Genomic DNA, 13,100 nt, shown 5'->3' on the forward strand with positions numbered 1-13,100 from the left:
GTCACGAAAATAGACGCTAGGATGAGAATTCTGAAGAGAGTACGCAGATGTATTCACCCTCTCAATTACTTTTTATTTCAACATATGTCATATTTAATAATAATTATATCACCATTATCATTGTTAATAATAGAGAATATTAAACTAATCAGAAAAATAAAATTCATAAAAAAACAGATACATCATTTGATGAATCTGTTTTCATTGGCTTATATTAATGTTGTACCCCATTGTAATTTTGCTCTGAAATTTCCGAGAGGGCTTCCTTTGCTTGATCATCCGTCATTTTTCTTATCGCGAAATCTCCAAGTGAGACAATACCAATCAATTTATCTCCCTCTACTACTGGAAGTCGGCGGATTTGATGCTCTGCCATTAACGCAGCTGCTTCATTCGACGTAGCATCAGCAGAAATGGTAACAAGTTTACTGCTCATGATGTCTTCCACTTTTGTCGAACCTGGATGTTTTTCTGCAACCCCTCTTACAACAATATCACGGTCAGTAATCATTCCGACCAGTATGTCCTGGTCGATAATTGGGATGGCACCTACATTTAATTCTTTCATTTTTACCGCAACTTCAAAAACATTATCCAACAACGAACAACATTCTACATTGTCTGTCATTATATCGCGAATCTTTTCCACTTCTTCGCCCCCACTTGTATAAAAATAAGTTTAACCATTTACTTATGGTTACCAAAAAGGGAAGATTTATTCGGATATGAATTCATTGCAAGTTTAAGCATTTTCCACTATTATTAAATTGAATTACTATACTTTGTTTGGTTAAGGCATTGTTTCTAGGAGGGACTATATATGAAATTCGAGAATACTGGCTTTGAAAAGATGAAAGCGGATTTAAACCGTTTAGATGATGTTTTTCTTGAACACGGTTTAGTGCGTGAAGGTCAATGGGATTATGATCGTGTTACATATGACCGAAAGTTTGAATTGAAAGAAGGGGTATTTTACTTACGAGTTCAAGGCTATGCTTCTGAAGGAAATGTTGATTCCAATAAGGCCGTTATTGAGTTATTAACGCCTTTGTTAGGGAAACACTATTATCCTCACGGAGTAGAATATGGTGACGGAGAAAACTTTCCAACTTCTTTAGTTAATCAATGTAAAAAAATTCTAGAATCTATTAAAACTGAAGTAGATAAATTTGCATTGTAAGCAAAACGACGCATGAATTCAATCATGCGTCGTTTCTATTTTGACTTGTATTGTGGATTCAATTTAAGTTACTTTAAAATCCTAGAATCGCTTTAATGACAGAGGTAGTTTCTCCACCTCTAAAAAACACATATAGTAATAAGTATACCGCTACACCTGTAATGGCAGTAAAAAACCAAATAATACTGGTAATCGGGCCAAGTTTCTTATGCCTCGTTAAGTTATTTTTATACCCCGTATATAACGTGACAATTCCAAAGACAGCCCCGGTGGTTGCCAGGAATATATGAAAAACTAAAAAAGTCGTGTAATATACTTTAAGATTATCCGGTCCACCAAAAGCAGTGTTGCCCATAAAAATCGTTCTTGACATATAAATGATAAAGAAAACAAGTGCAAATATTGCTGCGATAAACATCGTCTTTTTATGTGCTTCAATTTTCCTTTGTGTAATCAGCCACCAGCCGATTGCAACGGTTACAGCACTTAAAACGATGAAGGTCGTACTTATCGTCGGTAAAATAGGTAGGGAATTCATAATTAGCCTCACTTCTATTATATTCTACAATAATTTTAAAATAGTTCCCGAATATTTTCAATTAAAAAGAAAATCTCCCAGTGTAATGGGAGATTTATTCGATCAATGATGGCTTTAAAGTGGAGGTTATTTCCTTAGCAGCTTCCGCTTGGTCCTTGCGATACCATTCAAAGAAAACATGAGCTAAGATAACTCCATAAACAATTTCTTGGATAATCTTCATTAATACGCCACCAAGCTGCTGATCATGTACCAATGACATCGAACTAAACAATTCAGGTCCACTTAAGCCTAAACCAGCAAATGTTGCTGGACCAACACAGAGAGCCATTGCTTGGGCCCATACTTCTGGATCAGAATAGGTTGCATAGATTGAGGCAGGAGCAAAAATAATTAAAGCACAAGCGGGAGTAATTAATATCCCGTCTGCAAAAATATAGCCAACTTTCTTAAGACCACTTAACCGTTGTTGTTCCGGTACAGGGTTAATCAGCGGCCACCACATAAAAATGGCTACGAAAAACAAAAGAGTCGAATAACCCGCATGTAACCAAAAGCTTTGCATGACTTGATCAAAAATCATGGGAACATGGTAAAAAGAAAACAGTCCGTTAAATATGATTAACGCTACGATTGGTTTTGTGAAAAATCGAAATAGTGAATGAACCCAATTTATCTTGAGAAGTTTTCTCCAGATCCAAACAGGAATTCCAAAGATAAAGATTGGTGGGATCACAAGAACTAATAATGCCATTGAAATCATATGAACATAAAACATTAAGTGAGCCATCAAATCCAGCGGGGAACCTTTAATTGCATAAATTAATGCCATCGAAAGCAAAAATAATCCAGCTTGTTTTTTGGTCAATGGTTCACTATCAGAAAACTTCCTGCGAAATTTTACTGTAATTAAAAAATATCCTGCTGTAATTACTAGTAAACTTAATAGGAAGTACGGGCTCCAAAGTGCTTTAAAGCCAAAAATATCTAATGTAAGCACCGCATATCACCTCTTAATAGTAGTTAGTTCATAGATCTATTATATTCGTTAGCCAGTTCATACCGCAAAAAATATGAATGATTTCCTACAAGAAAAGCGCAAGCGCCCTGGTCAGCGGCGTATGGCCTGGAGCGCTCCAACCGAGATAAAGGAAACACGAAGAGCCGGAGGCGATTCGATGTTGACTTATCGTAGGGCGGAGAGCGAAGGACACTAGCCGTTAGGGCGCTGGAGCTGGACAGTAACCTAAGTTCAAAAAATTATATTTTCTTATCTTTTAAAAAGAAAATCGGCATAAAGCCGATTTCTTAAGATAGTTACCACCAAATAATTGTTGAAAAAGCTAAAACCGTAACTAAGCCTATAAGCAATCCGGAATAGAGAAACAATGATGGTGCTTCATGTCCTTTATGACTCATATGCATGAAATAGTAAAGCTGAAAAATCACTTGAACAACAGCTAAAAGGAGAATAAACGGCACGATAAACCAAGCCGTAAAACCTTTAATAGCCACTGCTGCAAATGCAATTAACGTTAAGAAAATCATCAAGGCAAAGGAAACAACTTGATGTCTCATTTCTTCAGCACTTTTTTTCTTACGATATTCAATGTCAACTCTTGGGTTACCTGAATTTAATTGTGAATTTGCCATCAGTTTATCCCACCATCCCCATTAAATATACTACTGTAAAGATGAATACCCAAACTACGTCAATAAAATGCCAATATAAACTTGCGACGTAGAATTTAGGCGCATTATAAAGGTCTAATCCGCGTTTTGAATTGCGAATGATTAATGTTAGAATCCACATTAAACCGAAAGCAACGTGCGCTCCATGGAACCCAGTCAAAGTATAAAATGCAGAACCAAAAGCACTACTTGTAAAAGTATGATTATACGTATGAACATAATGATTGAACTCATAAATTTCTAAGCAAAGGAACCCAGCACCCAATAATATGGTAATGAATAACCAAAGATTCATCTTTTTGGCATTAAAGTTCTTCATATGATACATCGCATAAACACTCGTTAAGGAGCTTGTTAATAACAACATGGTAGCTACAAAAGTTAGCGGCAAGTCATATAAATCCTTTGCCAAAGTATGTGTTGAATCAGGTACTTTATCCTTTAATGCTAGGTAGGTAGCAAAGAGAGAGGCGAAAAGCACAGTCTCTCCACCTAGGAAGAACCAGAAGCCTAAAAATTTATTTTTTGCTTCAAGGGTTGATTTTTCAGGCTCTGCAGGCCATGTCTCAATCGATAATTTTTCTTCTGCTTGCATTATGCCTTAACCCCCTTATCCTCTTCATCCATTAATTCTTCTTTATGAATATGGAATCCATGGTCATCCTTAACTGAACGTATAAACATAGATCCAAATGTAATCAATAAGCCTAGTATTATCACTGGCACTGACCACGGCTTGTCATCCATATTAAACAGAGCTCCAAACGCTGCAACAAATAATCCAAATGACATCATAAATGGCAAGAATGAAGAATTTGGCATATGGATATCACCAAGTGGCTCAGCAGGTGTCATCCCTTTTTTGCCTTCCATTTTTTCTAACCAATATGCATCTAAACCACGCACTAGTGGAAGCTGCTTAAAGTTATAGAAAGGCGGCGGTGATGGGAGTGACCACTCAAGAGTTCTACCGTCTCCCCATGGATCATTTCCAACTCGCACATTTTTCACTGAAGTCATAATGATGTTGTATAAAAGAACTAATACAGCTAATGACATAAATGCAGCACCAAATGAACTGATTAAGTTAGACATTTCAAATCCTTGACCTGGCAGGAATGTGAATACACGACGCGGCATACCCCAAAGACCTAAGAAATGCTGGATAAAGAACGTCATATGGAAACCGATAAAGAATAACCAGAACGTGATTTTTCCTAATGTTTCATTCAACATTGTTCCAAACATTTTCGGCCAATAAAGATGTGTACCAGCAAGAAGCGCAAATACTACACCACCAACAATTACATAATGGAAATGTGCGACAACGAAATACGTATCATGGTATTGATAGTCAGCTGCTGCAACAGCAAGCATAATTCCTGTTACCCCACCGGCAACGAATGATGGAATAAATGCTACAGCATAATGCATTGGAGTTGTAAATTTAACACTTCCACCCCACATGGTTAATAACCAGTTAAAGATTTTAATACCCGTTGGTACCGCAATCGCCATAGTAGCAACAGCAAAAATCGCATTTGCAACTGGTCCTAAACCAGTTGTGAACATATGATGCGCCCAAACCATGAATCCTAGGAAACCGATTAATACGGTTGCAAATACCATGGATGAGTATCCGAAAAGACGTTTTCTTGAAAACATAGGCATGATTTCCGAAAAAATACCAAAAGCAGGAAGTATCAAAATATATACTTCGGGGTGTCCAAAAATCCAAAATAAATGTTCCCAGATTACTGTATTCCCACCCATGGTGGTAACAAAGAAATTAGAACCAAACATACGGTCAAACATCATTAAGACTAGACCAACTGTTAATGGTGGGAATGCAAACAAAATAAGTGCAGATGTAACAAAAGTTGTCCATGTAAACAATGGCATCCTCATATAGGTCATTCCAGGTGCACGCATGTTAATAATCGTAACCAGGAAATTGATACCACCAATTAGTGTACCTAAACCTGATATCTGTAGTCCCAAGACGTAGAAATCGACACCATGGCCTTTTGACGCCATAGCAAGTGAAGCATATGATGTCCACCCAGCGTCAGGTGCACCATCAAAAAACCAAGAAAGATTTAAGAATACTCCTCCGAAAAAGAATAACCAAAATCCTAATGCATTAAGAAATGGAAACGCAACATCACGTGCCCCAATTTGTAACGGCATCACAGCATTCATAAATGCAAAAACAAGCGGCATAGCAGCAAGGAATATCATCGTCGTTCCATGCATCGTGATAATTTCATTAAATAATCCTGCACTAACAAAATCATTATTCGGTACTGCCAGCTGGATACGGATAAATACTGCTTCTAGTCCGCCAATTACGAAGAAAAATCCACCTGCAATAAGATATAGGATGGCAATTTTTTTATGGTCAACTGTTGTTAAAAAGTCCCATAAAGTTGCGCCGAATCCCTTTTTTTGTGCGTAGGTACTCACAATTTTACCTCCCTTTCAACCAATTCCCCTATTATTCCTGGACTTTTAATCCCATTAGATATGCTGTTAAAGCATTAAGCTGATCTTCAGTCAATTGCGGATATTTATCTGTCATTAAATTTCCTGGCTTGTATTTTTCAGGAGTACGAAGCCAATTCTTTAATTCTTCTTCATTATGGTCTAATACACCCGCTATACGTGAACGTTCTCCAAAGTTCGTTAAGTTTGGTGCAAACCTTGCTTCAGGAGGTGTTGTATTTCCTGGTGTAACAGCGTGACAGCTTAAACAACTCTTGTTAAAGAGGTCTTGACCTTCTTGAGCTAAGGCAGTATCAGCCTTTGCAGGTTCTTTAACATCCTTCATATCAGCCACCCAGCTATCAAAGTCATCACGGCTCAGCGTTTTCACTTTAAAGTCCATTAATGCATGGGATGGTCCACAAAGTTCAGCACACTTACCATAAAATAAATCAGCAGCTTCTTTAGCTCTAGCACTATCAAACTCTAACCAGAATTTATTAACATTTTCAGTATTGGTATCAAGCTTTCCGCCTACAGCAGGAATCCAGAAAGAGTGTTTTACATCTGAAGAGATTAAATTAAAATAAACCTTTTCGTCTGTTGGAACAACTAAATCCTGTCCTGTCACAATTCCTTCACCAGGATATTCAAATTCCCACCAATATAAATTGGAGCGAACATTAATAACCAGTGCATCTGAATCTTCTGAATCCATCGGTGAAACATCTGCTAATTTAAATGTAGCAGCAACTGTTGGGACAGCTAAAATCAAAAGTAATAATATAGGTACAACTGTCCAAATAATTTCTAGTTTGTGACTACCTTCCACTTGTTTTGGTATCCTATCATCTTTTCGTCTAAATTTCACCAAGACGATAAAAAAGATTACCATTACAATTGCGATTACCCCTACCATAATCAATGTACTTAGTTTCATCAGATCATATTGAATGTCTGCAACTTCACCAGCAGGCCTTAATGTCGATAGGAACGGTTCGCCACATCCTGAAAGGATAAGCGAAAGAAACGCAAACATCGAAATCAAACGCCATTTTGCAAGCCTTTTCATAGCTTAATCAAACCCCTCTTTCGCCAATTGATTTCTTTTAATTATCTGTGATCAAAAATGTATGTAGTATGTTTCCGTCTTAATTTTTTTAAGAAACCATGGAGGCAAAAAATATGCCTCCACTATTTTTTAAAAAAACTGGTGGAATATTATATTCCCCTTATATAAGAAAGAACATCCAGCTAAACTAATGTAACAATGACCATTGCGACAAAAATAATTGTTAAATATTGCAATGAGTACACAAACATTAATTTTGCCCACTTAATATCATCTTTGATCTTATATCCATAAATCCCTAATATTAGCCAACCGACGTTAAGTAAGGTTGCCAAAATTAGAAATGGGATTCCTAATGAAGTAAGTAATATAGGTGTCGGCAACAGTGCTGCCACCCAAATTAGGATGTGTTTCTTGGTAGTTTTAAAGCCCTTTACCACCGGAAGCATTGGGATGCCAGCAGCTCGATATTCTTCTACCCTTCTCATTGCCAAAGCATAGAAATGGGGAGGCTGCCAAATAAACATAAGTATAAACAGGGACCAAGCCATTATATCTAGGTTTCCATCAACCGCTGCCCAGCCTATTAAAGGTGGAACTGCTCCAGAAATGCTCCCTATAATCGTGTTAGAAACCAATTGCCGCTTTGACCACATAGAATAGAGCACTACATAACTAAAAACCCCAAGCAGTCCAATCACCGTTGCAGTTATTGTAGTAAACAATAGAAAAATAGTACCTAGTGCAATTAAAAGAATCCCAAGCCAAAGCACCTTTGAAGGAAGGATTTTCCCGGTAACAGTAGGTCTAGCTTTTGTTCTTTCCATTAGATGATCGATATCACGGTCAATGTAATTATTTAAGCTGCATGAACCTGCAATAATCAGAGATGACCCCAAAACTGTGAATAACACGATATCTAGGTTATTTAAAAAGCTTTGGCCGCTAAAATGTAAAGCCAACCATATTCCAGTAAAAGTAGTAATGAGGTTTGAATTGACAATTCCAATTTTGATAAGTGCCGTAAAATCTTTCCACATTGTGGCTTTTTCTATATGAGAATTTAGACCAGTAGAGCCAGTATCAATCGTAGCTTCACCGTATGCCTTTGAATTTGGCATCTTTCCCCCTCCTAAATATGTTGTAATTATTATTATAAACCCGATAGATATCTTTACCAAATTATAATAGTTATTTAAAAGCATTTATTATTTTATTATAACGTTGTTCAAGAAACACTTTCTCTGTATATTAAATCACACTTTCGCATCTTTTTGTGAATTTTTTCTGAATAATTTTTGTCTAAAATGTGTCAGTGAATATTTATTACCCATTATACTATAAATTAGATTCTTTAGAAAATAAAACACACATAAATTTAAATAAAAATCCAAATAATTTCTCGCTGTCCTACATAACAGCGACTGCTTATATGTTGTTATATAGTAGCAGTCATGCACTCGTTTACAAACCTCTATCTATTAAAGGTTAGTTTTCACTATAATAATAGTGAAAACTAAAAGTTATTCAGAAGAGCAGTTTTTTTAAAAGTTATGCGAAAATATCGGTTTTAATTCTGTTCTTTTTCTCATGTTTTCGTTATGATTAATAAGACCTTTTCTCTCTTCAGACCTTACTGACATTAATATCCATCAACAAATTAATAAACTTTAATTTAAGAAGGTGATTTTTTGCAACGTTCTTTAAAGTGGTTAGCAGTAGCTACCACGATTGGAATGATACTCGTTTTACTAGGTGGAGCTCTAGTTACTAAAACAGATTCTGGAATGGGATGTGGGAGATCCTGGCCACTTTGCAATGGCGAGTTCGTACCAACAGACATAACTCCTGAATTAATCATTGAACTTGCCCACCGACTTGTTTCTGGCAGTGTCGGGATTCTGGTATTAATCTTATCCATTTGGACTTGGAAAGCAATCGGACATATTAGGGAGACGAAGTTCCTTTCTCTTCTCTCATTTTCCTTTTTGGTATTACAAGGATTGATTGGCGCGGCAGCTGTTATATGGGCACAATCTGACTTTGTCCTAGCCCTCCATTTTGGAATCTCACTTATTTCCTTTGCGGCGGTATTCTTGTTGACTTTATTAATTTTTGAAATTGATAAAAAATTTGAAGCAGATAAGCTAAAAATTGATAAAAGAATGAGCTTTCATATTATCTCTCTTTCTATTTATAGTTACTTGGTAATTTACACAGGGGCTCTTGTACGCCATACCAAATCGAGTTTAGTTTGCCGTGATTGGCCATTATGTATTAATGACAGTCCTGCACTTCCGAGTAACCTCTTTGAGTGGGTCCAGATGGGGCACCGGGCAGCCGCTGGTGTTATTTTTATTTGGATAGGGTATGTTACCTACCTAGCAATAAAAAAGTATCGTCACCAAAAAGTTATCTACTGGGGTTGGATTAGCGCATTTACTTTAGTATCCCTTCAAGTATTATCAGGGGCACTCGTTATCTTTACCCGATTAAATCTTTATGTTGCTTTAATGCACGCTCTATTTATTACCTGTTTATTTGGGGTATTAAGTTATTTTCTTTTATTAGTCTCACGATCACGGAAAATCAAATAAAAAAAGTTGCCATATTACTTGGCAACTTTTTTTATTTGTTTATTTATCTAATTCTAGAAGTAAATCGCCTGTTTGAATAGCATCTTCATTTTTTACGTAGAGCTCTTTAATTATCCCTGAAAAAGGAGCTTGGACGGTTGTTTCCATTTTCATAGCTTCTGTAATCATGAGGTGGTCGCCTCGTTCCACGCTTTCCCCTTTTTCCACCAATACTTTAACAACAGTACCCGGCATTGTCGCAGATATATGGGTTTCATTCTTCGGGTCAGCTTTTAATCTAGATAGAACAGCTGCTTTGATACTCTCATCTTTAATGTTTACCTCACGTGGTTGACCATTTAGTTCAAAGTATACGATTCGTGTGCCATCTGTCTGTGGTTGACCAATGGATACTAGTTTAACAATGAGCGTTTTTCCTGTTTCAATCTCTACTTCAATTTCTTCACCTAGGCGAAGACCATAAAGGAAAGTTGGTGTATCTAAAAAAGATATATTTCCAAAAAGATTTACTGTATCCACATATTCTTTAAAAACCTTAGGATAAAGTGCATATGAAATAATATCAAGCTCCGAAACATCCTGCCCAATTTCTTTAACTAACTCTTCCTTTATTTCTTCAAAATTAACATCGGGGAGCAGTTCTCCTGGTCGAACCTCCAAAGGTTTTTTACCTTTTAAGATCACTCGCTGCAATTCGGCAGGAAAGCCTTGATGCGGCTGCCCCAAATACCCTTGAAACAATTCTACTACGGAATCCGGAAAATCAATTGAGCCACCATTATTTAAAACATCCGCTTCTGATAAATTGTTTTGGACCATAAACAGTGCCATATCACCTACTACCTTAGAAGAAGGAGTAACCTTCACGATATCGCCGAACAAATGATTCACACGTGTATACATTTGTTTCACTTCTTCCCACTGATCACCAAGTCCGACGCCCTTGGCCTGCTGCTGAAGATTACTGTATTGACCTCCAGGCATTTCATGCTGGTAAACCTCTGAATGTGGTGCTATCATGCCACTTTCAAAATCGTGGTAATATTTTCGGACATCCTCCCAATAGTAAGAAAGCTGTTCAAGGGCCTCACTATTAACATTTGCTCCCCTATCTTTACCTTGAAGTGCATAATAAAGAGAATTTGCGCTTGGCTGTGAGGTAAGCCCCGCCATCGTACTCAAAGCAGTATCTACAATATCCACTCCTCCATCTATAGCACGTGCATATGTGAATATACCATTTCCGCTAGTATCATGAGTATGAAGATGAATCGGAATGTCGATTGTCTCTTTTAATTCAGAAATAAGCCGATAGGCTGCTTCTGGTTTTAGTAAGCCCGCCATGTCCTTTATTCCTAATATATGTGCCCCTTGATTTTCTAGTTCTTTTGCTAGTGCCTTATAATAGTTCAGATCATATTTCACTCTCGTTTGATCAAGTATATCACCTGTATAACAAATGGCAGCTTCAGCAATCTTCCCACTGTCTCGAACCGCTTCAATTGCAATTTCCATGCCCGGAACCCAGTTTAAACTGTCAAAAACTCGGAAGACATCAATCCCTTCTTTCGCTGATTTACTTACAAATTCGCGGATGAGATTGTCTGGATAATTTTTATAACCCACTGCGTTTGAACCGCGGATTAACATTTGAAACAGAACATTCGGAATTTTTTTCCGAAGCATTTGCAGCCGTTCCCATGGATCTTCTTTTAAAAAACGATACGTTACATCAAACGTTGCTCCACCCCACATTTCAAAAGAAAATAAGTTAGGCAAAAGTTTTGCTGTTGGCTCGGCAATATGCAAAATGTCTGTTGTTCGAACCCTTGTCGCCAACAATGACTGATGTGCATCCCGAAAGGTGGTATCTGTTAATAATACCTGGTTTTGATTCTTAATCCATTGAACTAGGCCATCTGCACCGCTTTGATCCAGTATTTGTTTTGTTCCTTCTTGGTAAGGAAAATCATAGTTTAATTTAGGAATGCGCGGTTTTGTAAAAACTGGTCTTTTCTTTTTTTCAATACCTGGGAACCCATTTACGGTTACGTTTCCAATATAGGAGAGCATTTTAGTTCCACGGTCTTTACTAACTGGAAATACAAATAACTCAGGGGTTGTATCGATAAAAGATGTATCATATTCCCCTCGTCTAAACTTCTCATGTCTTACTACATTTTCTAGGAACGGAATATTGGTTTTAATCCCCCGAATTCTAAATTCTCTAAGGTTACGAACCATTTTTGATGCTGCCTGTTCAAAGGTTAATGCCCATGTGGAAAGTTTCACAAGTAAAGAATCATAATATGGTGTAATGACCGCTCCCTGAAAACCATTTCCCGCATCAAGACGAACACCAAATCCTCCGCCAGATCGATAGGCCATAATCTTTCCAGTATCAGGCATAAAATTATTTAATGGATCTTCTGTTGTTACACGAGATTGGATAGCAAAACCGTTAATCCGAATTTCATCCTGTGGAGGAATCCCAACAATTGGACTGTGTAAATCCTGCCCTTCAGCAACTAAAATCTGTGTATGTACAATATCAATACCAGTTACCATTTCTGTCACGGTGTGTTCAACCTGGATTCTTGGATTCACTTCAATAAAATAAAAATCCTGACCTGAAACTAGAAATTCAACCGTCCCAGCGTTTAAGTAAGCTACATTTTTCATCAATTTAACTGCTGCCGCACAAATTTCCTCACGCAGTGCATTAGAAATGGAAACACTTGGAGCAACTTCCACTACTTTTTGATGGCGGCGTTGTACAGAACAATCACGGTCATATAAATGGATGATGTTACCGTTCTTGTCTCCAAATATTTGGACCTCAATATGTTTGGGATTTTCAATTAATTTTTCAAGGTATACTTCATCACTGCCAAAGGCTGCCTTTGCTTCTGACCTAGCACGGTCAAACGCCTCTTGCATTTCATCATGAGTTCTTACGATCCTCATACCGCGTCCACCGCCGCCAAGTGCTGCTTTAACAATGATGGGGAAACCATGGTTTTGTGTAAATTCCTGTACTTCGCTTATCGTGTGTACTGGTCCATCACTGCCGGGGATTACTGGAATTCCCGCCAATTCGGCCTGCTTCCTTGCCTTTACCTTGTCACCAAACATATCAAGATGGCTGGATGTTGGTCCGATAAAAATAATTCCTTCTTCTTCACAGCGCCTTGCAAAATGGATGTTTTCTGAAAGAAACCCATATCCAGGATGGATGGCATTCGCTCCACTAAACTTTGCGATTTCGATAATACCATCAATATCTAAATAGGCATCAATCGGTTTCTTTCCTTCACCAACTAAGTAAGCCTCATCAGCTTTATAGCGATGGTAAGCACCTGTATCTTCCCTTGAATAAATTGCAACCGTTTGGATATTTAATTCAGTACAAGCCCGAAAAACCCGGATAGCAATTTCCCCTCTGTTTGCTACTAACACTTTATTAATTTGTCTTGTCAATTGTAAGCACCTCTATCTTTCTTAATTATATAAAAGCGCTGGGAAATCAAAAATCCC

General features: G+C 37.4%; 11 protein-coding genes. 2 read left to right on the forward strand and 9 right to left on the reverse strand.

Annotation, left to right across the window (positions count from 1 at the left end; genetic code table 11):
• Window positions 1-214: 214 nt before the first annotated feature.
• A complete protein-coding gene (locus tag BLR86_RS02955) occupies window positions 215-649 on the reverse strand; it encodes a CBS domain-containing protein (RefSeq protein ID WP_090758143.1) in 435 nt (144 codons plus the stop codon).
• A gap of 171 nt (window positions 650-820) precedes the next feature.
• On the opposite strand from BLR86_RS02955, the gene BLR86_RS02960 reads away from it, so the two are divergent.
• Entirely contained in the window at window positions 821-1,180 is a 360-nt protein-coding gene (locus tag BLR86_RS02960; RefSeq protein ID WP_090758144.1) for a YugN family protein, read from the forward strand.
• Between the two features lie 73 nt (window positions 1,181-1,253).
• On the opposite strand, the gene BLR86_RS02965 is transcribed toward BLR86_RS02960, so the two are convergent.
• From BLR86_RS02965 to cyoE, 7 genes are all read right to left on the reverse strand, one after another.
• Window positions 1,254-1,718 carry a DUF420 domain-containing protein gene (locus BLR86_RS02965; protein WP_090758145.1) on the reverse strand — a complete coding sequence of 155 codons (465 nt, stop codon included), beginning with the start codon at window positions 1,716-1,718 and terminating at the stop codon, window positions 1,254-1,256.
• Window positions 1,719-1,812: 94 nt separating this feature from the next.
• Window positions 1,813-2,718: a cytochrome c oxidase assembly factor CtaG gene (gene ctaG / locus BLR86_RS02970; protein WP_090758146.1), complete on the reverse strand. Its 906-nt coding sequence runs from the start codon at window positions 2,716-2,718 to the stop codon at window positions 1,813-1,815.
• A gap of 317 nt (window positions 2,719-3,035) precedes the next feature.
• Window positions 3,036-3,371: a cytochrome c oxidase subunit IVB gene (gene ctaF, locus BLR86_RS02975; protein ID WP_090758147.1), complete on the reverse strand. Its 336-nt coding sequence runs from the start codon at window positions 3,369-3,371 to the stop codon at window positions 3,036-3,038.
• Window positions 3,372-3,375: 4 nt separating this feature from the next.
• Window positions 3,376-4,005, reverse strand: coding sequence for a cytochrome (ubi)quinol oxidase subunit III (locus BLR86_RS02980; protein WP_090758148.1), 630 nt, complete (start codon window positions 4,003-4,005; stop codon window positions 3,376-3,378).
• The gene (gene ctaD / locus BLR86_RS02985) at window positions 4,005-5,879 is read right to left on the reverse strand and encodes a cytochrome c oxidase subunit I (protein ID WP_175492775.1); all 1,875 of its coding nucleotides are present in this window, start codon (window positions 5,877-5,879) and stop codon (window positions 4,005-4,007) included. Before ctaD ends, BLR86_RS02980 begins: the two co-directional genes overlap by 1 nt.
• A 28-nt stretch (window positions 5,880-5,907) precedes the next feature.
• A complete protein-coding gene (gene coxB / locus BLR86_RS02990; RefSeq protein WP_090758150.1) occupies window positions 5,908-6,966 on the reverse strand; it encodes a cytochrome c oxidase subunit II in 1,059 nt (352 codons plus the stop codon).
• Window positions 6,967-7,148: 182 nt separating this feature from the next.
• Complete coding sequence (gene cyoE / locus BLR86_RS02995) at window positions 7,149-8,087, reverse strand: heme o synthase (RefSeq protein ID WP_090758151.1); 939 nt, start codon at window positions 8,085-8,087, stop codon at window positions 7,149-7,151.
• Between the two features lie 570 nt (window positions 8,088-8,657).
• On the opposite strand from cyoE, the gene BLR86_RS03000 reads away from it, so the two are divergent.
• On the forward strand, window positions 8,658-9,563 hold the full coding sequence (locus BLR86_RS03000; protein ID WP_090758152.1) for a COX15/CtaA family protein: 906 nt from the start codon (window positions 8,658-8,660) through the stop codon (window positions 9,561-9,563).
• Between the two features lie 39 nt (window positions 9,564-9,602).
• Here the strand turns inward: BLR86_RS03000 and pyc are convergent, their stop codons facing one another.
• The gene (pyc, locus tag BLR86_RS03005; protein WP_090758153.1) at window positions 9,603-13,043 is read right to left on the reverse strand and encodes a pyruvate carboxylase; all 3,441 of its coding nucleotides are present in this window, start codon (window positions 13,041-13,043) and stop codon (window positions 9,603-9,605) included.
• Window positions 13,044-13,100 lie beyond the last annotated feature (57 nt).

This window comes from Bacillus sp. OK048, from assembly GCF_900103525.1.
Taxonomy (GTDB): Bacteria; Bacillota; Bacilli; order Bacillales; family Cytobacillaceae; genus Neobacillus.